Here is a 20,556-nt window from a genome sequence, read left to right as displayed (position 1 = left end):
GCGGATTCAGCGCTCGGTCGTATTCGCCATCACTCGTCCGGAAACGGCGTCGATGGTGACCTCATGCTTGGTGCCGGAGGGGTCGATCACGTCCGACTCCCACACGGTGGTCCCGTTGTCGCTGTCGAGATTCAGTTCGGTGATGGTGCCGCCCGGGACTTCCCGCAGTACGTTGTCGGCCGCTGCCCGGTAGTCCACGCGAGCGGTTTGTATGCGGTCGCGATGCTTGGCTTTGTCGGCGTCGTCCTCGTTCTTCGCGACGGGCCCCATGGTCACGGTCGCGCCGTCGCCGGACACCTCCATCTCGTGCTCGATGCCGTCGGCGGTGACGACCTGGACCTCCCAGCCGTGGTCGCGTTCGGTCTCGATGGAGATGAGCGTGCTACCGGCCACGGCGGCCGTCGCGGTGCTGCCCGCCTTGTGCAAGGCGTCGGTGTCGAGGGCTGCCGCTGCCGAGCCCGTCACGGATGCCGACACCGTCGTCGCCGGCGGCGCCGTGGTCGCCACCGCATCGTTGTCGCTGCCGTCGGCGCACCCGCTCACCGCGAGGAGTGCGGCACCGGCCAGCACCACCGGCGCGCCGTACCGGCTCTTCGGACCCGAACCACCTGGGACTCGCATCTGTTCCTCCGTTCGCCGCTGTTTGCACGGGCGTGCCCCGCCGACGTGCGCTGAAACCTGTTCCGCGCACGCCGGGACCGAGCGAAACGACCTGGTGCGCGAGCACGATGTCCCAAGAGACCGGGGTAGGTGATTCCGGCTACCCGCCTGCTACTCGCGCGTAACCCGGTCGCGCCCGATGACCTGGGCGAACAGCATCCGGCACGAAAGGAAACGACAAGCAAATGTGGTTGCCTTCGCCGCATCGACTCTCTATCCTCGGACGCGTGCCGAATCCCTCCGACCGCCACAGCGCGCCGCTGCATGTCGCCGACCGCGACAGCGTTGCGCTAGTTCCGCACACCGCGATGGTGGCGCGTCGGCTACCGCTCGTAGTAACCCGCCGCAGCGGGGTCTGATTCGGACCGGCCCCCTCGCTGCGGGCCGTTTGACGTTTGTTGCTGGTCCCCTCTGCCGCCTCACGCATTCTCGGGAAGACCTACGTGACCATGCTCACCCTCGATAGCCATGACCTGATCGCCGCCGCCCCACGGAGCCTTCGCTCCGAAAGCGCCGGCCTGACCCCCGACCAGTTCCGCGACCGCTACGGCGAAAGCACCGGGCCGATCCGCCTCGGTGACTGGTCGCCGGCCGGGAACCGGAACGCCACCTTCACCGCGACCCTCGAATTCGCCGGTCACCTGCGCACCGTGGTGGCCACCGGCAACCCGGTCGCGGCCATGACCTCGGCCCTCTACGACGAGGGCTACCCGGTCGAGATCCTGCAATTCCATCAGCGCCGCACCGGCTCGGCCACCGCCACCTTCGTCCAGTGCGAATTCAACGGCCGCCGCGGCTGGGGCGCCGCCCTGGCCGGCGACGGTGCCGAATCCACCGTGCGCGCCATGATCGCCGGGCTCAACCGCCTCGGCGCCTGACACGACAGACGGGTCCGGCCCTCCCGATCGGGAGGGCCGGACCCGTCGTCACGGTTGCGGGTATTACTCCGTGGAAGCCTGCTGTTCGGCCAGCTGCTTGCGCACCTCGTCCATGTCGAGGGCCTTCACCTGGGTGACCAGGTCCTCGAGTGCGGCCGGGGGCAGCGCGCCGGGCTGGGCGAACACCAGCACGCCCTCGCGGAAGGCCATGATCGTCGGGATGGACCGGATGTTGGCCGCGGCCGCGAGACCTTGCTCGGCCTCGGTGTCGACCTTGCCGTGCACCACGTCGGGGTGCTGCTCCGAGGACTTCTCGAAGGTCGGGGCGAAGCTCTTGCACGGACCGCACCACTCGGCCCAGAAATCGACGAGTACCACGTCGTTTCCGGTGACGACCTCATCGAAATTCTTGTCGGTCAGCGTCTGCGTTGCCATGGGCGTCCTCTCGTGTGGGTGTGCCGGGTCCAACGCCGGGCGCCGGTATTATCTTCCACCGGCGACCGGCCAGGCCCGCCGTTCGTCGCCGTCCCACCTCCGGATACCCACCGCGGTCGCGGTGAAATCACGATCCGACGCGACAGCGAGAATCGCCGCGCCGAGCTGCGGTGGTGGCACGCGTCTGGCCAGTGTGACATGCGGGGTCCACTGATCGGGATGCATATTGCCCGGAACTCCAGGGCACGGCGCAACCAGTGCGTGGACGCGGCGCTGCCAGGCCAGCAACTGCTCGGACGGCACCACCAGCCGCACCAGAATGGGCCGGCGCGCCCCGAACACCAGTACGCCACCCAGCCGCACCGGGAACGGATGAAACGGCAATTTCTCCAGGTCGTGGTCGATGCGCGGCCAGATCTGGCCGGCCACCGCCAGGGTGATGTGCGGGCGTTTGGGCGGATCGCCCGCGGCAGGCTTGCGGATGACGCCCGTCAGGCCCGCCGCGGCCAGCGCGGACCACTGCTGACGGATGTACTCCTCGCCCGTGTCGTCGAGCACCAGTTCCACCGACTGCACCATGATCTGCAGAAACTAGCCGCCGCGGACCCGGGCGCGGGCCGGTTCGACGGCGACGGCAGGATGTCGGGGTGCACGAGTCGAAGCAAACAGGTGGTGAACCGCTGCGATTGGGGCTGATCGACGGCGACGGCATCGGCCCCGAGGTGGTGGGCGCGGCGCGCGCCGTGGTCGACGAGGCCCTGGTGGCCTCGGGCGCGGCCGCCGTGGACTGGGTGCGGCTACCGATCGGCCACCGCGCCATCGCCGAGTACGGCAGCGCGTTGCCGCAGCACACCCTCGACGCGCTCGCCGAGCTGGACGGCTGGATCCTCGGCCCGCACGACAACGCCTCTTATCCGCCCGAACACCGGGCGGCTCCGGGCGGCGCGATCCGCAAACATTTCGGCCTGTACGCCAATATCCGTCCGGCCAGGGCGTTCCCCGGTGTGCGCGCGGCCGCCCCCGATATCGACCTGGTGATCGTGCGGGAGAACAGTGAGGGCTTCTACGCCGACCGCAATATGTTCGCCGGAACCGGTGAGTTCCGGCCGACCGAAGACGTCGCCATGTCCGTCGGCGTGGTCACCCGTCGAGCCTGCGAACTGATCGCGCACGAGGCCATGCGGCTGGCGAGCACCCGGCGCAAACGGGTGACGATCGTGCACAAGGCCAATGTGCTGCCGATGACGATGGGCCTGTTCCGCGACGTCTGCTACGAGGTGGCGCACCAGTATCCGGGTGTGCGCGTCGACGACGAACACGTCGACGCCACCGCCGCGCACCTGGTCCGCGCGCCCGGCGACTTCGATGTCCTGGTCACCGAGAACCTCTTCGGCGACATCCTCTCGGATCTGGCCGCGGAGCTGAGCGGTTCGCTCGGTCTTGCGGCGTCGCTGAACTGTTCGGCCGATCGCGCCATGGCGCAGGCCGTGCACGGCGCGGCGCCGACGCTGGCCGGACGCAACCGCGCCAACCCTGCCGCCCTGCAATTGTCATCGGCAATGTTGTTGCATTGGATGGGAATTCGCCGTGCCGACCCGGTGCTGACCCAGGCCGCCGAGCGCATCGAGCGTGCCGTCGCGACGACGCTGGAAGCCGGGATCGCGACCGCCGACCTCGGTGGACTGGCCTCGACGAGTGAGTTCACCGAGCAGGTGAGCGCGCGGGTGCATCGCCGATGAGCGCGCACCGGAGGCGGGCGAGCGCGCATTACGGCTCGGTGTGTATTGGACCGCAGGGGCCGGATTCTCCGCTACTGTCCGGTACGCGGGTGCTCGGTCGCCTGGATCGCGAGAAGGGTGGGGTCGGGTACTCCGGACCGGAAGGTGGAGGCTGCGGTGGCTGATCGAACCGAACCCGGCAGGCGTGGACGCTGGGCGATACTGGGGGCCGCCGTGCTCGGTGCCATCGTGCTCGCGGTCACCGGCTGCACGCACAACACCGAGGATCTACCCGACGTCGCGAAGGTGCCGGTGAGCGAGGTGCCCGAGCTCGCGGCGCTGGTGCCGCCGGAGATCCGGCAGTCCGGGGTGCTGAAGGTGGGGGTGAACGTGCCGTATCAGCCCAATGAGTACCGCGACAGCGACGGCAATATCGCCGGCTTCGACGTCGACCTGATGGACGCGGTGACCACAGTGCTCGGCTTGCGCGCCGAATACATCGAGTCGGCGTTCGAGAAGATCATTCCCGCCGTGCAGGCCGGCACCTACCACGTGGGCATGTCCTCGATCACCGACTCGCTCGAACGGGAAAAGCAGGTCGATTTCGTCACCTACTTCAGCGCGGGCGTGCAATGGGCCCAGCGCGCCGACCGGCCGGTCGACCCGGACAATGCCTGCGGTAAGCGGGTGGCGGTGCAGGCCACCACCTTCGAGCATCTGGAAGAGCTGCCCGCCAAGAGCCGGGCCTGCGAAGCGGCGGGCAAGGACCCGATCATCATCCAGAGTTTCGATGAGCAGAGCGCGGCGACGAATGCGCTGGTGCTCGGCCAGGTGGACGCCATGTCGGCCGATTCGCCGGTCACCGCGTATGCCATCAAGCTCACCGAGGGCAAGATCGAACCGGCGGGCCCGGTCGTCGACGCCGCGCCCTACGGCTGGGCGGTGGCGAAGGGGTCGCCGTTGGCCCCGGTGCTGCAGCAGGCGCTGCAACATCTGATCGACAACGGCAAGTACCGCCAGATCACCGAGAACTGGGGTGTGCAGGAGGGCGCGATCACCGAGTCCGTCATCAACGGCGCGCCGAAGGGATGAAATGAGCGAATCACAGACCGAGCCGGAGCCGATCAAGGCCGTCCCGCTGCGCAGGCCGGGGCGTTGGCTCGCCGCGACCGCCATCCTGGTGCTGGTCGGGCTGTTCATCTATGGCGCCGCGACGAATCCGGCCTACCGCTGGGACGTCTACTGGCGGTACCTGCGCGATAGTCGCATCGCCGAGGGCGCCGTCGTCACGCTCGAGCTGACGGTGCTGTCCATGGCGATCGCGGTGGTGCTCGGCGCGCTGCTCGCGGTGATGCGCCTGTCACCGAATCCGGTGCTGCGGTCGACCGCGTGGGTGTATCTGTGGATCTTCCGCGGCACACCGGTGTTCGTGCAGTTGGTGTTCTGGGGACTGGTGCCCTCGCTGTACAAGCAGATCACCCTCGGGGTGCCGTTCGGGCCGCAGCTGGTGGAGCTGGATGTGCAGGGCTTGCAGGCCGCGTTCGCCTTCGCGGTGATCGGCCTCGGCCTCAATGAGGCCGCGTATATGGCCGAAATCGTGCGCGCCGGCATCAATTCGGTCGGTGAGGGGCAGCGCGAGGCGTCGGTCGCGCTCGGCATGACGTGGTCGCAGACCATGCGCCGGACGGTGCTGCCGCAGGCGATGCGGGTGATCATCCCGCCCACCGGCAACGAACTGATCGGCATGCTCAAAACCACCTCGCTGGTGACCGCGATCCCGCTCAGTACCGACCTGTTCGGCCGCGCCCGCGATATCTACGGCGTCAACTTCCTGCCGATCCCGCTGCTGCTGGTCATCGCCACCTGGTACCTGGCCATCACCAGCGTGCTGATGGTCGGGCAGTACTACCTGGAGCGCTACTTCTCGCGTGGGGTCTCGCGGCAGCTGACCGCCAAACAGTTGCAGGAACTGGCCGATGCGCAGAATGTGGTGAAGGCGAAATGAGCGATGCGATGAAGGGTGGCGCCGATTCCGCGGCCGAGCCGATGATCGTCGCCGATCGGGTGTGCAAATCCTTCGGGGCGCTCCAGGTGCTCAAGGGGATCTCGCTGGAGGTGCAGCGTGGGCAGGTGCTGTGCCTGGTCGGGCCCTCAGGTTCGGGCAAGTCGACGTTCCTGCGCTGCATCAACCATCTCGAGCAGGTCAATGCCGGACGGCTCTACGTCGACGGCGAGCTGGTCGGTTACCGGGAGAAGGGCGACAAGCTCTACGAGCTGCATCCGCGGGAAGCGGCCAGGCAGCGCCGCGATATCGGCATGGTCTTCCAGCATTTCAACCTGTTCCCGCACCGCACCGCGCTCGCGAACATCATCGAGGCGCCGACTCAGGTCAAGAGGATGCGCAAGTCGGAGGCGGTGGGCCGGGCCAAGGAATTGCTGGATCGGGTGGGGTTGGCGGACAAGGCCAATGCGTATCCGGCGCAGCTGTCCGGCGGGCAGCAGCAGCGGGTGGCGATCGCCCGGGCACTGGCGATGGACCCGAAGCTGATGCTGTTCGACGAGCCGACCTCCGCGCTGGACCCCGAGCTGGTGGGCGAGGTGCTCACCGTGATGCGCGAGCTCGCCGACGACGGCATGACGATGGTCGTGGTCACCCACGAAATGGGTTTCGCCCGCGAGGTCGCCGACCAGCTGGTGTTCATGGACGGGGGAGTGGTGGTCGAGGCCGGCGCGCCGCGTGCGGTGCTGGCGGAGCCGAAACACGAACGCACCAAGGCGTTCTTGTCGCGGCTGCTCTGATCGCGAGATTCCCGGACGCGGCGTTCGGACGATCCGGTGCGGTGTCAGCGCGCCGGACCCGGGGCCGCCGGCGTCGCGCCCGTCGGCCGTGCCAGGGCGATGCGTAGCTGGCCGAGCAGCACTTTCGCCGCCGGAGGCATGGGGCGGGCGGTGCGCCAGGCGATGGCCAACTGCCCGCGCAGTTCGGGTTGCACGATGGGCAGCGCTCGGACGCCGAACGCGGCGGCCTCGGCCTCGGTGAGTTCGGGTACCACCGCGACACCGAGCCCATGCGCCGCCAGCCGCAGCAACAGTGGCGGCGCCGCGGCTTCGAACGCGATATTCGGGGTGAAACCCGCTGCCGCGCACGCACGTTGGAGTACGCCGTGAATGCCGGTGCCTGCGGGCAGGCAGATCAGCGGGCGGTCGCGAAGATCGCGCAGCGGCATCAGCGCGCCCTCGGTGCCGTCGTCGGCGGCGACGGCGGCCACCACCGCGGTGTCGAGGATGACGTCGACGGCGATACCCGGATCGAGTTCCGCCCCGGTCAACCCGACCACCGCGATATCCAGCTCGCCGCTGCCCACCGCGTCCAGCATGCGCTGCGAAGTGTCCTCGGTGAGCACGATGCCGACCTGCGGATGATCGTCGTGGAAGGCGGCCAGCGCGGCGGGCACATCGAAGGCCTCCATCGCGGCGCCGGAGATGAGCCCGACCCGCACCTGCCCGCGCAGCAGCCCGGTGAACTCGTCGACGGTCTGCGCGATCCGTTCGGCGGCGGCGAGCGCGGCGCGGGCATCGGCCAGTACCGCGGCGCCGACCTCGGTCGGTGTGACCCGGCGCGTACCACGCTCGAGCAGCGGTTGGCCCAGCTCGCGTTCCAGCTGCCGGATCTGTGCGCTCAGCCCGGGCTGGGTCAGATGCAGCCGTTGCGCGGCGCGGGTGAAACCGCCTTCGTCGACCACGGTGACGAAGTAGCGCAGTTGCCGCAATTCCATAACTGATGATTATGGCAGCAAGACAAACTAGCTGTTTCCCTTATCGCCCTGGCCGGGGCACTGTCGAAGGCATGGGAAACATCGCAGCCGAATACCTCGCTCTCACTCCAGCCGCCGAGGCGGAATTGCCGTCCTTCCCCGCGCCGGTGCTCCGGCCGGCGGACGCGAAGTACGCCACCGAGATCTCCGGATTCCAGACCGCCTACCAGCACCGTCCGGCCGTGGTCGTGGCCGCCCGGCACACCGAAGACGTCCGGGCCGCCGTCGAATTCGCCGCCAGGCACCGGCTGCCGGTGGCGGTGCAGGCCACCGGACACGGCTTGTCGGTCGCCGCCGAGGGCGGCGTGCTCATCAGCACACGGCGCATGACCGGCATCCACATCGATGCCGACGCCGCGACCGCGCGTATCGGCGCGGGTGTACAGGCCGGCGCGTTGATCGACGCCGCGGCCGGGCACGGACTTGCGCCGCTGAACGGGTCGTCGCCCTCGGTCGGTGTGGTCGGCTACGTCCTCGGCGGCGGGCTCGGCCTGCTCGGGCGCACCTACGGCTACGCCGCCGACCACGTCCGCGCGATCGAGCTGGTCACCGCCGACGGCCGGGTGCGCACGCTGCGCCCCGGTGACGAACTGTTCGGTGCGGTGCTCGGCAGCGGCGGCAATTTCGGCGTCGTGACGGCGCTGGAAGTGGGCCTGGTGCCGGTGACCACCGTCTACGGCGGTCAACTCATGTTCGACACCGCCCAGGTGCCGCGCGCGCTCGAGGCGTGGCGGGAATGGACCACGACCGTGCCCGACACGGTGACCTCCACCGTCGCCATGCTCGCCTTCCCGGATATCCCGCCGGTGCCGCAGCCGCTGCGTGGCCGGTTCGTCGCCTCCATCCGGATCGCGATCGCCGGCGACGCCGAGGCAGGCGAGCGCCTGGTCGCGCCGCTCCGGGCGATCGGCACACCGTTGAAGGACGATCTGCGCCGCATGCCCTACACCGAATCGCACACCATCCACTCCGATCCGGCCGACCCGCACGCCTACGCCGCCACCAACGCCCTGCTCGACGACCTCACGCCGGAGGCATTGCAGGCCTTGCTGTCGGTGGCCGGACCCGATTCCGGGCTCGGCGCCGTCATCGATATCCGGCATCTCGGTGGCGCGCTGCGTACGGCCCGCGAGGATCTGGCCCTCGACCACCGCGAGGCCCGCTACGTGGTGCGGGCGATCACCATGCCGGAGCCGGGGGCCGGCCCCGTCGAGCCCGGCGCTCCGGTGCGCGCCGCACTGGCGCCGTGGACGATCGGCCACAGTCTCAACTTCCTCTACGGCGCCGGCGATGTGGCCGACGAGGCGCAGACCCGGGGCGGGTACCGGGAGGAGACCTACCGGCGGCTGGCCGCGCTGAAGGCGGTCTACGACCCGCACAACATGTTCCGTTTCAACCGCAATATCCGCCCGGCGAGCTGATCCGCCCGCAGATCGGAACGAACCAGGTCTACGACGGCGGCACCATGCTATTGTCGTGATATCACTTTGATACCGGGAGGATGTCATGAAGCTTCGTGCCGCTGTCCACGTCAACGGGTTCGTGGTGCTACTGACGTGGCTGGTGCTGACGCTCGCCGTCGGCGGCGCCACCGCGCTCGCCTTCGTCGTCGGCACCAAGGACGGCAACGCCGCCGCGATCGGGGCCGGCATCGCCGGATCGGTCGTGCTGGTCGCGCTGCTGCTCGCGATCACCGGGCTGATCGTGGTGAACCCGAACGAGGCGAAAGTGGTGCAGTTCTTCGGCCGCTACATCGGCTCGGTGAGCGAACCGGGCTTCTTCTCGGTGCTGCCGCTGACCGACCGGCGCAGCATCTCGCTGCGGGTGCGTAACTTCGAGACCCAGAAGCTGAAGGTCAACGACGCCGACGGCAATCCGGTCGAGATCGCCGCGGTGGTCGTCTACCGGGTGGTCGACAGTTACAAGGCCGCGTTCGCCGTCGACGATTACGAGGAATACGTGGAGACCCAGTCCGAGGCCGCGGTCCGGCATCTGGCCACCACCCATCCCTATGATGCCCACGACGACGAGCGCACCAGCCTGCGTGACGGCAGCGAGGTCGCCGAGGAACTCACCGTCGAACTGCGGGAACGCACCGAACTGGCCGGTATCGAGGTGCTGGAGGCCCGCATCACCCACCTCGCCTACGCCCCCGAGATCGCCCAGGCCATGCTGGTGCGCCAGCAGGCGTCGCAGGTGGTCGCGGCCCGCACCCACATCGTGGAAGGCGCGGTCGGCATGGTCGGTCTCGCGCTCGAGCGGCTGGCCGCCCAGGGCATGGTGGAACTCGACGAGGAGCGCAAGGCCGGCATGGTGTCGAACCTGCTGGTGGTGCTGTGCGGTGATCGACCGACCCAGCCCGTGGTCAACGCCGGATCGCTCTACTCCTGACCGGCGAGCGCGATGGCCGACCGTAAGAAGATCCTGCTCCGGCTCGATCCGGCGGTGTACGAGGCGGTGGCCCGCTGGGCCTCCGACGACCTGCGCAGCGTCAACGCGCAGATCGAATACGCACTGCGCCTTGCCCTGGACAATGCCGGGCGCAAACCCCGGCCGGGCCGGTCATCGGCCGACGAGGGCGAATGACACCGGACCGCACGCTCGGGAACGACGTGCGGTCCGGTCGTTCATGTCGTGGCGCCGGGTTTGCGGGCCACGAAGATCGCGGTGCCGGGGAACAGCGCGCCGCGCAGCGGGCTCCACTGGCCCCATTCCCGGTCCAGCCATTCCGGCCAGTCCGGTTCGATGATGTCCTCCAGGATCAGGCCGGCGGCGACGATCTCGCGGACCCGATCGCCGATGGTGCGGTGGTGTTCGACGTAGGTGGGCTCGCCGTCGGCATCGACCTCTATATAAGGGGTGCGGTCGAAGTACGGGGTGGTGGCCACCAGCCCCGCCGGCCCGGGATCGTCGGGGAAGATCCAGCGCATGGGATGGTTCACCGAGAACACCCAGCGCCCGCCGGGCCGCAGCACCCGCTCGACCTCGCGCATCACCCGGGCCGAATCGGCGACGAAGGGGATCGCGCCGAACGCCGAGCAGGCGGCGTCGAAGGATTCCCCGGCGAAGGGCAGCGCCTCGGCGGTGGCCTGCACCAGCGGCACCCGTGGACCGCCGCGTGCCATCGCGGTCAGCCCGTGCGCGAGCATGCCCGCCGACAGATCCAGGCCGACCGGGAACGCGCCATTGCTCGCCAGCCAGCGCGAACACGGCGCCGAACCGCAACCGATCTCCAGAATGCCCTGTCCCGCAATATCGCCGAGCAGATGCCAATCGCCCTCGTGCAGTCCCTCGGGACACCAGACGAATTCACCGCCGGGGGAGTCGACACCGAGGAATTCGGCATGGGTATCGTGGTATTGGCCGGCGTCGGCATCCCACCAGCGCCGGCTGGCACGTTCGGAGTCCGTGGAATCGATTCGGGCACGTGCCGGACCAACGGTTCCGAGCAGTTCGTTTGCTTGCGCATGGCGATCGTCCGACACGCCGTAAGAGTATCGGCGTGGCGACGGGACCGGTTTGCCCGGCCCGATGCAGGTCGCGTACGCTGAACGCGCGAGTGATCACACCGCGCCCAATTTCGGTGTGTCGCACAGTACCGAAAGATCCAATGTCCGCAACCGACCACAATCCGTCCGGAGCAAATCCACATATGCCCACCACCGTCACCTCGCCGCAGGTAGCCGTCAACGACATCGGCTCCGCCGAGGATTTCCTCGCCGCCATCGACGCCACGATCAAGTACTTCAACGATGGCGACATCGTCGAGGGAACCATCGTCAAGGTCGATCGTGACGAGGTCCTGCTCGACATCGGTTACAAGACCGAAGGCGTCATCCCCTCCCGTGAGCTCTCCATCAAACACGATGTCGACCCCAACGAGGTCGTTTCCGTGGGTGATGAGGTCGAGGCCCTGGTTCTCACCAAGGAGGACAAGGAAGGCCGCCTGATCCTGTCGAAGAAGCGGGCGCAGTACGAGCGCGCGTGGGGCACGATCGAGGAGCTCAAGGAGAAGGACGAGGCCGTCAAGGGCACCGTCATCGAGGTCGTCAAGGGTGGCCTGATCCTCGACATCGGGCTGCGCGGCTTCCTGCCCGCCTCGCTGGTCGAGATGCGTCGGGTCCGCGATCTGCAGCCGTACGTCGGCAAGGAGATCGAGGCCAAGATCATCGAGCTCGACAAGAACCGCAACAACGTGGTTCTCTCGCGTCGCGCCTGGCTGGAGCAGACCCAGTCCGAGGTCCGCAGCGAGTTCCTGCACCAGCTGCAGAAGGGCCAGGTCCGCAAGGGTGTGGTCTCCTCGATCGTCAACTTCGGTGCCTTCGTGGACCTGGGCGGCGTCGACGGTCTGGTGCACGTCTCCGAGCTGTCCTGGAAGCACATCGACCACCCGTCCGAGGTCGTCGAGGTGGGCACCGAGGTCACCGTCGAGGTGCTCGACGTCGACCTGGACCGCGAGCGCGTCTCGCTGTCGCTGAAGGCCACCCAGGAAGATCCGTGGCGTCAGTTCGCCCGCACCCACGCGATCGGTCAGATCGTGCCGGGCAAGGTCACCAAGCTGGTTCCGTTCGGTGCGTTCGTGCGCGTCGAAGAGGGCATCGAGGGCCTGGTGCACATCTCCGAGCTGGCCGAGCGCCACGTCGAGGTGCCGGACCAGGTCGTTGCCGTCGGCGACGACGCGATGGTCAAGGTCATCGACATCGACCTGGAGCGTCGCCGGATCTCGCTGTCGCTGAAGCAGGCGAACGAGGATTACCACGCCGAGTTCGACCCGTCGAAGTACGGCATGGCCGACAGCTACGACGAGCAGGGCAACTACATCTTCCCCGAGGGCTTCGATCCCGAGACCAACGAATGGCTCGAGGGCTTCGACAAGCAGCGCGAGGAGTGGGAAGGCCGCTACGCCGAGGCGGAGCGTCGCCACAAGATGCACACCGCGCAGATGGAGAAGATGGCGGCCGACGCCGCGGCCGAGGCCGCGAACGGTGGCGGCTCGTCGAACTACTCCTCCGAGAGCGGTTCGCAGTCCACCTCCAGCCAGCCCGAGTCCGCCGGCGGCTCGCTCGCCAGCGACGCCCAGCTCGCGGCTCTGCGGGAGAAGCTCTCCGGCAACGCCTGATACGGCTAGAGCAACACCGAAGGCCCCGGTCCGCAATGGACCGGGGCCTTCGGGCTTGTCCGGGCCGATCACCGGTGCGGGGCCCGGTGATCTCGGCCGCCCGCCCGGATCGCCGCAGGCAGGACCTGCGGCGAGGGGGCGATCAGGCGGCGGCGACAGTGAACCGGCGTTGCACGAACCGGGAATTCTCGGCCTCGTCGATGAGCGCGACCGCGAGATCCTCGGCCGAGATATCGGTATCGGCCGCCAGGAGCTGATCGCCGCCGAGGCGGTAGCGGCCGGTGCGCACACCCGGATCGATCCGCCCCGAGGACGGGCTCAGATACGTCCACTGCCGGTCGGAGAGCCGGTACACGTTCAACGCCTCGCGCAGCGCCGAGATCACCCGGTGATACTCGGCCGGGACCCCGAGATTCTCCGGCAGCCCCTCGGCGAACCCCGGCTGATCCACCAGCTGCATCCCGGGCGCGACCTCCAAACTTCCGCCACCGCCCACTGCGATCAGCCGAAGCGCCGGATGACGGGTCATCGCCCGCACCATCGCCCGCGCACCGACCACGAAATCGTCGGCCTTGGCAATGGTGTCCTCGATTCCATGTCCCGCATTCACCGCGCTGACCACCACATCCAGGCCGCCGATAGCCTCCGCGACACTATCGGCATCGCGCCAGTCCGCCACCTGCCAGCTGACGCCCTCGCGCGCCGCGGGAAACCGTGCCGCATCACTGGCGAACGCCCGCACCGTATGCCCGCGCCGCCGCGCCTCCTCGACCACCCGCGAACCGATGACCCCGCTCGCGCCGAACACCCCGATATCCATCCAGACTCCTCTGCTGTACATGCCGTGCAATTACTACACGGCGTTCAGTGACTGCACGGCGGATAGTACTCGCACGCTGTAGAGTGTCAACCGTGGTGGAGGCGATGACGAGTCGGCGAGAGCGGCTGCGTGCTCAGACGGCGCAGGAGATCAAGACGGTCGCGCTGCGATTGCTCGACGAGGGCGGTCCCGATGCTGTGACACTGCGGGCCATCGCCCGCGAGATGGGCATGACGGCGGGCGCCATCTACGGCTACTACGCCACTCGCGACGAACTCATCTCGACGCTGATCACCGAGGTCTACACGGCGCTGCTGGACCGCGTCGAAGCGGCCCGCGACGCCATCGCCGCCGATGATCCGGGTGCTCGCATCATCGCGTGGGGCGAGGCGGTGCGGGACTGGGCGGTGGCGCGACCCGCCGAATTCCGGCTGATCTACGGTGACCCGGTCCCCGGCTACCAACCCCCGCCCGGCGGCCCCGCCGCCGGGGCGCGGCTACGGGCCTGCACCGGCCTGGTCGGGCTGGCCGCCGCGGCCTGGCCGCACGGCGCCGACGGCCGCGCGGACACCTCTCCGGAATTCGCGTGGACGGATTTCGACGCCGATCTGGTCGACCATGTGCGCACCGATTTCCCCGATCTCCCGCCCGCGGGGCTGGCTCTCGCGCTGCGCATGTGGGGCCGGATGCACGGGCTGGTCGCGCTCGAGGTGTACGGCCATCTGCGCCCGCTGGCGCAGGATCCGGCGCGGCTGTTCCGGGCCGAGATGCTCGACCTGGTGCATTCGCTGGGACTGTCGCCGCAGCTGCCGCGGCGATAGTCGTCGACGCGCACGACAGTGGCCCGGTCGCGAGGACCGGGCCACTGTCGTGGAAGTGGGCGTCAGCCCGCGGTGGCGGGAACCCAGCGCACCGAGGGCGTCGCGGAACGCCGGCGCATGGCGGCGAAACTATGCCGAGCCGGACTGATCAACGAGGTGAACCATGTGCGGCGATGCTCGGCGAGCGCAGCCGCGACGGCGGGGATTTCGATGCAGTGCACGCCTCCCGCCATTCCCAGGCGGTGGCGACCCGTCTGGTTGTTACTGGTGCCCAATGGTCTTCCTTTGCTTGATGGTTCTGGCCTGGATCGCCACGGCGAAGATTAGCGGACCCGAAGTCGTCGGCAGTGTATTTTGCCGAAGTAATTGCCCGGCGTGTCGGAAAGTTATCGCTTGGAAACCGACTTCGACAGGAAATGTTGCGAGATGGTCTCGGCCGCGTCACGGAACGGGCAATTGCGGTGCAGGGTGGTGAAAAGGGATGCGGGAGTGGGTATCCAACATGGTCGGCATATTGCTCGCGAAAGCGAAGGCCGATTCCATGCGGTGCCGCGGATTTCCGGCCCCGATTCACGCGGGGCGTCGTCGGCCCGCATCCACTGTTCGTGGCGGCACCGCCCGTGGATGGGTACCGAATGGGAGCTCGGCCGCCCGGATGCGAAACTGGTCGGATGTTACGAATCGGCCTCACCGGAGGCATGGGTGCCGGCAAGTCGACCGTGGCGCGGATCCTCGCCGAACGGGGCGCGGTGGTGATCGACTCGGATGCGATCGCGCGCGAGGTCGTCGCGCCGGGCACCGAGGGGCTCGCCGCTCTGGTCGAGGCCTTCGGCCCCGATATTCTGGCCGCCGACGGTAGTTTGGACCGGCCCGCGCTGGCGGCCAGAGCCTTCGCCGACGACGACGCGCGCGCCCGGTTGAACGCGATCACGCACCCGCTGGTCGGCCGCCGCACCACTGAACTGCTGGCCGCTGCCGCGCCGGATGCCATTGTCGTGCAAGATATTCCGCTGCTGGTGGAGAACGGCTTGGCGCCGCTGATGAATCTGGTGATCGTGGTGGACGTGGCCGCCGAGACCCGCATCCAGCGGCTCGTGCACTCGCGCGGCGTGCCCGAAGCCGATGCGCGCGCCCGCATTTCGGCCCAGGCCACCGATGAGCAGCGACGGGCCGTCGCCGACGTCCTGCTCGACAACAACGGGCCGGCCGAAGCCATCGAATCCGCTGTACACCAGCTGTGGGACGAACGACTTGTGCCCTTCGAGCACAACATGCGCACCGCCCGGGTGGCCGAGACCGAACTGCGGCTGGTCGCACCCGCTCCGCAGTGGGCGGCGCAGGCGCAGCGGTTGATCGCCCGGCTGTGGGTGGTCGCGGGGGCGGCGGCCTCGCGCATCGATCACGTCGGATCGACCGCGGTGCCGGGACTGCTCGCCAAGGACGTCATCGATATCCAGATCACCGTGGCCGATCTCGCCGCCGCCGACGGCCTGCGTGACGCACTGGGCGCGGCCGGATTCCCGGTGGTCTCCCGGATCGCGCACGACAACCCGAAGCCGACCGAGGCCGATCCCGAGGGCGTCGACACCGAGCTGTGGGCCAAGCGGTTCCACGGCAGCGCCGACCCGGGCCGTCCGGCCAATGTGCACCTGCGTGTCGACGGCTCGCCCGGTCAGCAGTTCGCGCTGGCCTTCCGGGACTGGCTGCGCGCGGATGCCGGCGCCCGCGAGGAGTACGCGCGGGTCAAGCGCGAGGGGGAGTCGAAGGCCGCGGGCTTGTCCGGTGACGAGGCGATGGTGGCCTACCTGGCGGTGAAGGAACCGTGGTTCGACCAGGCGTACCCGAAGATCATGCGGTGGCGCGCGGAGCAGGCCTGATCGCCGCTCACAGCCAGCTGAGCGGCATACCCCGCGAAGCGGTCCAGGCCAGCAGGTCGTGGCCGTGCGCGGCGATACCGTCGATGGCCGCGGTGGCGGTGGCGATCGCCTTTTCCGCGGTGGCCGCGTCCACCAGACCGGCCTGCAGCGCCGCCAGCAGTTCGTCCACGTCGAGCAGACGGGTATCGCGTCCGGTGCGCACCAGCAGATCCAGATAGTGGTCCACCGACCGCCACTTCTTGGGTTCGACCTCGGTGAACTCGCCGATGTCGATGTAGTAGTCCTGGTTACGCAGATGCGCGGCGGTGTAGTGGAACACCGTCGCGCGGATCGACAGCTCGGGCAGCAGCCATGACTCCATGTAGTGGAACGACGGATGATCGGCGGTGCGCGCCATGTACAGGCCCCACGGCTCGACGCGGTAGTTCTGCACCGGCCGGACGAACCCCTTGGGATCGGTGTTGGTGAGCTCGGCGACGTTGAAGTACTCCACCTTCGGCCGGTGCACGTGCACGGATGGTGCCTGAGTCATGTCCCGAGAATCTACCGTCAGCGATGCCGTTGTCCAGGCCGGTCGTGGCGCGGCTCTCCTCGGCCGAAATCTGTCGGTGGCTGCGCCTACCCTGGTGACCATGGCATTCGCAACCGAGATCCCGGCCGACGAACAGGGCGGCACCCCGCTGGCCCATTCGGAGTTCCGTCCGGTGGGCGAGATCGAACGCGCCGGTGGCCGGTTCGAGGTCGTCAGCCCGCATCAGCCCGCAGGTGATCAGCCCGCCGCCATCGATGAGCTCGAACGCCGCATCAAGGCGGGGGAGCGCGATGTGGTGCTGCTCGGCGCCACCGGTACCGGTAAATCGGCCACCACCGCGTGGCTGATCGAGCGGCTGCAGCGGCCGACGCTGGTGATGGCGCCGAACAAGACGCTCGCCGCGCAGCTGGCCAACGAACTGCGCGAGATGCTCCCGCACAACGCGGTCGAGTATTTCGTCTCGTACTACGACTACTACCAGCCCGAGGCCTATATCGCGCAGACCGATACCTATATCGAGAAGGACAGCTCGATCAACGACGATGTCGAGCGGCTGCGCCATTCGGCGACGTCGAGCCTGCTGTCGCGCCGCGATGTGGTGGTGGTCGCGTCGGTGTCGTGCATCTACGGCCTCGGTACCCCGCAGTCCTATCTCGACCGCTCGGTGCAGCTGCAGGTGGGCACCGAGGTCGATCGGGACGCGCTGCTGCGGCTGCTGGTCGATGTGCAGTACACCCGCAACGACATGGCCTTCACGCGCGGCTCGTTCCGGGTGCGCGGCGATACCGTCGAGATCATCCCCTCCTATGAGGAGCTCGCGGTCCGTATCGAATTCTTCGGCGACGAGATCGACGCGCTGTATTACCTGCATCCGCTCACCGGTGATGTGGTGCGCCAGGTGGATACGCTGCGGATCTTCCCGGCCACCCACTATGTGGCCGGCCCCGATCGGATGGAGCGCGCGGTTCACGATATCGAGGCCGAGCTCGAGCAGCGGCTCGCCGAATTCGAACGGCAGGGCAAATTGCTCGAGGCGCAGCGATTGCGCATGCGCACCCAGTACGACCTGGAGATGATCCGTCAGGTCGGGTTCTGCTCCGGTATCGAGAACTATTCGCGCCATATCGACGGCCGCCCGGCCGGGTCGGCGCCCGCGACGCTGCTCGACTATTTCCCCGAGGATTTCCTGCTGGTCATCGACGAGTCGCACGTCACGGTGCCGCAGATCGGCGGCATGTACGAAGGCGATATGTCGCGCAAGCGCAACCTCGTCGAATACGGGTTCCGGCTGCCGTCGGCCATCGACAACCGGCCGCTCACCTGGGAAGAGTTCGCCGAGCGGATCGGGCAGACGGTCTACCTGTCGGCCACCCCCGGCAACTACGAGCTGGGGCAATCCGGTGGTGAGGTGGTCGAGCAGGTCATCCGCCCGACCGGTCTGGTGGATCCGAAGGTGATCGTCAAACCGACCAAGGGCCAGATCGACGATCTGGTGCACGAGATCCGTCAACGCACCGACCGCGACGAACGCGTCCTGGTCACCACCCTCACCAAGAAGATGGCCGAGGACCTCACCGACTATCTGCTCGGTCTCGGGGTACGGGTGCGGTATCTGCATTCGGAGATCGACACCCTGCGCCGGGTGGAACTGCTGCGGCAGCTGCGCCTCGGCGAATACGACGTGCTGGTCGGCATCAACCTGCTGCGTGAGGGCCTCGACCTGCCCGAGGTGTCGCTGGTGGCGATCCTCGACGCGGACAAGGAAGGGTTCCTGCGCAGCAGCACCAGCCTGATCCAGACCATCGGCCGCGCGGCGCGCAACGTGTCCGGCGAGGTGCACATGTACGCGGACAAGATCACCGATTCGATGCGGCACGCCATCGACGAGACCGAACGTCGCCGCGCCAAGCAGATCGCCTACAACGAGGAAATGGGCATCGACCCGCAGCCGCTGCGCAAGAAGATCGCCGACATCCTCGACCAGGTGTATCAGGAGGCCGACGACGAGGTCGCCGTCGGCGGCTCGGGCCGCAACGCCAGCCGCGGCAGGCGCGCCCAGGGCGAGCCGGGGCGGGCGGTGAGCGCAGGCGTCATCGAGGGCCGCGATGTGAAGTCCATGCCACGCGCCGAACTGGCCGACCTGGTGAAGGAACTGACCGACCAGATGATGAACGCCGCGCGCGAATTGCAATTCGAGCTCGCCGGTCGGCTGCGCGACGAGATCGCCGACCTGAAAAAGGAGCTACGCGGAATGGATGCGGCCGGGTTGAGCTGAGTGGTGTCGTCGGCCATCGGGTCTCGTCGTCCGGAGCGCTGCGGGGCCGCCGCTCGCCGGCCGGCCCCGCGGCGGCTCCCGGGCCGGGTGCCGCCGCAGCCGACGGCGCCCGGCCGCCCGGCCCGGAATGAACAGTGCTCAGCCCTGGGTTGCCATCCATTCGTTCACGCGGCGCTCGGCCTCTTCCCGCGAGACATCCTCGACCTTGGTCATCACCGCCCACCGGTGGCCGAACGGGTCGATGATCACGCCGAAACGATCGCCGGTGACGAAGGTCTGCGGTTCTTCGACACAGCGGGCCCCACGCTCGACCGCACGGGCGACGGCCGCGTCGGTGTCGGGGCAGTAATGCACGAGGGAGGTGTGCACCCACTCGCCGTTCGGTGCGAGCACTCCGTTGTCCGGAATCGGCATGCCCAGCTGGAGCGTGGAATCGCCGATCTTCAGCTCCGCGTGGGCGGGCTGACCGTCGGGCAGATCGTTGCGGGTGATCACCTCGGCGCCGAAGACCTCGGTGTAGAAGTCGATCGCCTTGTTGGCGTCGGCGACGGCCAGGAAACAGGTGATGGAGTGGTAGCCGTCGGGAATCGGATTCACTGTGCTTGTCATGTCTTTCATCCTCGGCGCTACGGCCGCGGTGATCTTGTAAGAAAGCGACACCATGGCCGAGCGGGGTGATCGCGGCGCCCTCACCGGGCGCAAAGGGATCCTGCATCCGGACGAGCAGGCCAGGTATCGCACCCTGAACCGGCTGCCGGTGGGCTCGGCGGTGGCCGAGTTCATCGACTGGTATTGGTCGGTGCGCTGGGATCTACGCGGCCGGCCGCCGTATATCGCCGAGGTGCTGCCGTTTCCGTGCGTGAACGTCACCTTCGAGCGGTCCGACGTCAAGACCGGCGGCTTCGTCAACGGCGTCTGCACCACCAAGTTCGTCCGCGAATTGTCCGGCGCCGGTGAAACGTTCGGGATCCGGTTCCGCGCGGGCGGATTCGGCGCGTTCACCGGACTCGACGTCGGCGAATTCCGCGACCGCACCGTCGCCCTTGCCGAGGTGCTGCCCGACGCGGATCGGCTCACCGCCGCGGTACTGGTCGAGCCCGGCGATGCGGGCCGCCGCGACATCGTCGAATCGTTCTTCGGCCGCGGACTGTCCGCGCCCGACCCGAACTACGACCTGGTGCGGCGCATCGTCGCGGCGATGGCAGGCGACCAGGAACTGACCCGTGTCGATCAGGTCACCGAGCGCTACGCGGTGTCGATCCGCACCCTGCAACGGCTGTTCCGGCGCTATGTCGGCGCCGGTCCGAAATGGGTGCTGCGCCGCTACCGGCTCCAAGACGCGGCCGACCTGCTCGCCCGGGGCCGGGCCGAGGATCTGGCGGCACTGGCGGCCGAGCTCGGCTATTACGATCAGGCGCATTTCACCCGCGAATTCACCGCGGAAGTCGGAATGGCGCCGGCGGAATATGCCAAACACACCCTTCGCGCCCGCAACGAGGTCACCGCGAAAATGCTCCCGCGCGGCGCGGAGATACCGGAGCAGTTCCGATAGATCATTTCCGGCCGAACACCGGCCGGTCGAGTGGTTGAATTACGCATCATCTAC

General features: G+C 68.3%; 21 protein-coding genes. 13 read left to right on the top strand and 8 right to left on the bottom strand.

Annotated features, from left to right (window positions below):
* Positions 1–6: 6 nt before the first annotated feature.
* Positions 7–621: a PepSY domain-containing protein gene (locus AC5W7N_RS22040; protein ID WP_495922086.1), complete on the bottom strand. Its 615-nt coding sequence runs from the start codon at positions 619–621 to the stop codon at positions 7–9.
* A gap of 488 nt (positions 622–1,109) precedes the next feature.
* On the opposite strand from AC5W7N_RS22040, the gene AC5W7N_RS22035 reads away from it, so the two are divergent.
* Positions 1,110–1,538, top strand: coding sequence for an alpha-isopropylmalate synthase regulatory domain-containing protein (locus tag AC5W7N_RS22035; RefSeq protein WP_194992274.1), 429 nt, complete (start codon positions 1,110–1,112; stop codon positions 1,536–1,538).
* Positions 1,539–1,601: 63 nt separating this feature from the next.
* Here the strand turns inward: AC5W7N_RS22035 and trxA are convergent, their stop codons facing one another.
* Together trxA and AC5W7N_RS22025 are read right to left on the bottom strand one after the other, a co-directional pair.
* A complete protein-coding gene (gene trxA, locus AC5W7N_RS22030) occupies positions 1,602–1,973 on the bottom strand; it encodes a thioredoxin (protein WP_163813745.1) in 372 nt (123 codons plus the stop codon).
* 48 nt (positions 1,974–2,021) lie between these two features.
* Positions 2,022–2,552 (bottom strand): 2'-5' RNA ligase family protein, encoded by a 531-nt coding sequence (locus AC5W7N_RS22025; RefSeq protein ID WP_163813746.1) that lies wholly within the window; start codon positions 2,550–2,552, stop codon positions 2,022–2,024.
* Positions 2,553–2,620: 68 nt separating this feature from the next.
* Between AC5W7N_RS22025 and AC5W7N_RS22020 the strand changes: the two genes are divergently transcribed.
* From AC5W7N_RS22020 to AC5W7N_RS22005, 4 genes are all read left to right on the top strand, one after another.
* Positions 2,621–3,712, top strand: coding sequence for an isocitrate/isopropylmalate dehydrogenase family protein (locus AC5W7N_RS22020; RefSeq protein ID WP_163813747.1), 1,092 nt, complete (start codon positions 2,621–2,623; stop codon positions 3,710–3,712).
* Between the two features lie 156 nt (positions 3,713–3,868).
* Positions 3,869–4,783, top strand: coding sequence for an ABC transporter substrate-binding protein (locus AC5W7N_RS22015; RefSeq protein WP_495922085.1), 915 nt, complete (start codon positions 3,869–3,871; stop codon positions 4,781–4,783).
* 1 nt (position 4,784) lies between these two features.
* On the top strand, positions 4,785–5,696 hold the full coding sequence (locus AC5W7N_RS22010) for an amino acid ABC transporter permease (RefSeq protein WP_104359452.1): 912 nt from the start codon (positions 4,785–4,787) through the stop codon (positions 5,694–5,696).
* 41 nt (positions 5,697–5,737) lie between these two features.
* On the top strand, positions 5,738–6,490 hold the full coding sequence (locus AC5W7N_RS22005; protein ID WP_163813824.1) for an amino acid ABC transporter ATP-binding protein: 753 nt from the start codon (positions 5,738–5,740) through the stop codon (positions 6,488–6,490).
* A 44-nt stretch (positions 6,491–6,534) separates the two neighbouring features.
* On the opposite strand, the gene AC5W7N_RS22000 is transcribed toward AC5W7N_RS22005, so the two are convergent.
* On the bottom strand, positions 6,535–7,467 hold the full coding sequence (locus AC5W7N_RS22000; protein WP_195020995.1) for a LysR family transcriptional regulator: 933 nt from the start codon (positions 7,465–7,467) through the stop codon (positions 6,535–6,537).
* 71 nt (positions 7,468–7,538) lie between these two features.
* Here AC5W7N_RS22000 and AC5W7N_RS21995 point away from each other — a divergent pair, with 71 nt between their 5' ends.
* The 3 genes from AC5W7N_RS21995 to AC5W7N_RS21985 all read left to right on the top strand — a co-directional run bounded on the left by AC5W7N_RS21995 (position 7,539) and on the right by AC5W7N_RS21985 (position 10,092).
* Positions 7,539–8,927 carry an FAD-binding oxidoreductase gene (locus AC5W7N_RS21995; protein WP_495922084.1) on the top strand — a complete coding sequence of 463 codons (1,389 nt, stop codon included), beginning with the start codon at positions 7,539–7,541 and terminating at the stop codon, positions 8,925–8,927.
* A gap of 85 nt (positions 8,928–9,012) precedes the next feature.
* A complete protein-coding gene (locus tag AC5W7N_RS21990) occupies positions 9,013–9,897 on the top strand; it encodes an SPFH domain-containing protein (RefSeq protein WP_163813751.1) in 885 nt (294 codons plus the stop codon).
* Positions 9,898–9,909: 12 nt separating this feature from the next.
* Positions 9,910–10,092 (top strand): type II toxin-antitoxin system antitoxin, encoded by a 183-nt coding sequence (locus AC5W7N_RS21985; RefSeq protein WP_195020992.1) that lies wholly within the window; start codon positions 9,910–9,912, stop codon positions 10,090–10,092.
* Between the two features lie 41 nt (positions 10,093–10,133).
* Here the strand turns inward: AC5W7N_RS21985 and AC5W7N_RS21980 are convergent, their stop codons facing one another.
* Positions 10,134–10,991 (bottom strand): class I SAM-dependent methyltransferase, encoded by an 858-nt coding sequence (locus AC5W7N_RS21980; protein ID WP_495922083.1) that lies wholly within the window; start codon positions 10,989–10,991, stop codon positions 10,134–10,136.
* Between the two features lie 167 nt (positions 10,992–11,158).
* Here AC5W7N_RS21980 and rpsA point away from each other — a divergent pair, with 167 nt between their 5' ends.
* On the top strand, positions 11,159–12,625 hold the full coding sequence (rpsA, locus tag AC5W7N_RS21975; protein WP_014350347.1) for a 30S ribosomal protein S1: 1,467 nt from the start codon (positions 11,159–11,161) through the stop codon (positions 12,623–12,625).
* A 142-nt stretch (positions 12,626–12,767) separates the two neighbouring features.
* Here rpsA and AC5W7N_RS21970 read toward each other — a convergent pair whose 3' ends face one another.
* Complete coding sequence (locus AC5W7N_RS21970) at positions 12,768–13,445, bottom strand: NAD(P)-dependent oxidoreductase (RefSeq protein ID WP_495922082.1); 678 nt, start codon at positions 13,443–13,445, stop codon at positions 12,768–12,770.
* 104 nt (positions 13,446–13,549) lie between these two features.
* On the opposite strand from AC5W7N_RS21970, the gene AC5W7N_RS21965 reads away from it, so the two are divergent.
* Together AC5W7N_RS21965 and coaE are read left to right on the top strand one after the other, a co-directional pair.
* Positions 13,550–14,266, top strand: coding sequence for a TetR/AcrR family transcriptional regulator (locus tag AC5W7N_RS21965; protein ID WP_195007339.1), 717 nt, complete (start codon positions 13,550–13,552; stop codon positions 14,264–14,266).
* A 671-nt stretch (positions 14,267–14,937) separates the two neighbouring features.
* Positions 14,938–16,143, top strand: a complete 1,206-nt coding sequence (gene coaE / locus AC5W7N_RS21960; protein ID WP_194992560.1) for a dephospho-CoA kinase — start codon at positions 14,938–14,940, stop codon at positions 16,141–16,143.
* 7 nt (positions 16,144–16,150) lie between these two features.
* On the opposite strand, the gene AC5W7N_RS21955 is transcribed toward coaE, so the two are convergent.
* The gene (locus AC5W7N_RS21955; protein ID WP_163813757.1) at positions 16,151–16,675 is read right to left on the bottom strand and encodes a ribonuclease FAU-1 family protein; all 525 of its coding nucleotides are present in this window, start codon (positions 16,673–16,675) and stop codon (positions 16,151–16,153) included.
* Between the two features lie 100 nt (positions 16,676–16,775).
* Between AC5W7N_RS21955 and uvrB the strand changes: the two genes are divergently transcribed.
* Complete coding sequence (gene uvrB / locus AC5W7N_RS21950) at positions 16,776–18,950, top strand: excinuclease ABC subunit UvrB (protein ID WP_104359525.1); 2,175 nt, start codon at positions 16,776–16,778, stop codon at positions 18,948–18,950.
* 138 nt (positions 18,951–19,088) lie between these two features.
* On the opposite strand, the gene AC5W7N_RS21945 is transcribed toward uvrB, so the two are convergent.
* Positions 19,089–19,559, bottom strand: a complete 471-nt coding sequence (locus AC5W7N_RS21945) for a VOC family protein (RefSeq protein WP_194991988.1) — start codon at positions 19,557–19,559, stop codon at positions 19,089–19,091.
* A gap of 52 nt (positions 19,560–19,611) precedes the next feature.
* Between AC5W7N_RS21945 and AC5W7N_RS21940 the strand changes: the two genes are divergently transcribed.
* On the top strand, positions 19,612–20,502 hold the full coding sequence (locus tag AC5W7N_RS21940; RefSeq protein ID WP_195020990.1) for an AraC family transcriptional regulator: 891 nt from the start codon (positions 19,612–19,614) through the stop codon (positions 20,500–20,502).
* The last annotated feature ends 54 nt before the right edge of the window (positions 20,503–20,556 follow it).

The organism is Nocardia sp. CDC519, assembly GCF_059509835.1.
This window is presented reverse-complemented; position numbering and strand designations above follow the sequence as displayed.

Coding starts and splice junctions, on each gene's coding strand:
- AC5W7N_RS22040 (WP_495922086.1), bottom strand. CDS start 621: ATGCGAGTCCCAGGTGGTTCGGGTCCGAAGAGCCGGTACGGCGCGCCG.
- AC5W7N_RS22035 (WP_194992274.1), top strand. CDS start 1,110: ATGCTCACCCTCGATAGCCATGACCTGATCGCCGCCGCCCCACGGAGC.
- trxA (WP_163813745.1), bottom strand. CDS start 1,973: ATGGCAACGCAGACGCTGACCGACAAGAATTTCGATGAGGTCGTCACC.
- AC5W7N_RS22025 (WP_163813746.1), bottom strand. CDS start 2,552: ATGGTGCAGTCGGTGGAACTGGTGCTCGACGACACGGGCGAGGAGTAC.
- AC5W7N_RS22010 (WP_104359452.1), top strand. CDS start 4,785: ATGAGCGAATCACAGACCGAGCCGGAGCCGATCAAGGCCGTCCCGCTG.
- AC5W7N_RS22005 (WP_163813824.1), top strand. CDS start 5,738: ATGATCGTCGCCGATCGGGTGTGCAAATCCTTCGGGGCGCTCCAGGTG.
- AC5W7N_RS22000 (WP_195020995.1), bottom strand. CDS start 7,467: ATGGAATTGCGGCAACTGCGCTACTTCGTCACCGTGGTCGACGAAGGC.
- AC5W7N_RS21995 (WP_495922084.1), top strand. CDS start 7,539: ATGGGAAACATCGCAGCCGAATACCTCGCTCTCACTCCAGCCGCCGAG.
- AC5W7N_RS21990 (WP_163813751.1), top strand. CDS start 9,013: ATGAAGCTTCGTGCCGCTGTCCACGTCAACGGGTTCGTGGTGCTACTG.
- AC5W7N_RS21985 (WP_195020992.1), top strand. CDS start 9,910: ATGGCCGACCGTAAGAAGATCCTGCTCCGGCTCGATCCGGCGGTGTAC.
- rpsA (WP_014350347.1), top strand. CDS start 11,159: ATGCCCACCACCGTCACCTCGCCGCAGGTAGCCGTCAACGACATCGGC.
- AC5W7N_RS21970 (WP_495922082.1), bottom strand. CDS start 13,445: ATGGATATCGGGGTGTTCGGCGCGAGCGGGGTCATCGGTTCGCGGGTG.
- AC5W7N_RS21965 (WP_195007339.1), top strand. CDS start 13,550: ATGACGAGTCGGCGAGAGCGGCTGCGTGCTCAGACGGCGCAGGAGATC.
- coaE (WP_194992560.1), top strand. CDS start 14,938: ATGTTACGAATCGGCCTCACCGGAGGCATGGGTGCCGGCAAGTCGACC.
- AC5W7N_RS21955 (WP_163813757.1), bottom strand. CDS start 16,675: ATGACTCAGGCACCATCCGTGCACGTGCACCGGCCGAAGGTGGAGTAC.
- uvrB (WP_104359525.1), top strand. CDS start 16,776: ATGGCATTCGCAACCGAGATCCCGGCCGACGAACAGGGCGGCACCCCG.
- AC5W7N_RS21945 (WP_194991988.1), bottom strand. CDS start 19,559: ATGACAAGCACAGTGAATCCGATTCCCGACGGCTACCACTCCATCACC.
- AC5W7N_RS21940 (WP_195020990.1), top strand. CDS start 19,612: ATGGCCGAGCGGGGTGATCGCGGCGCCCTCACCGGGCGCAAAGGGATC.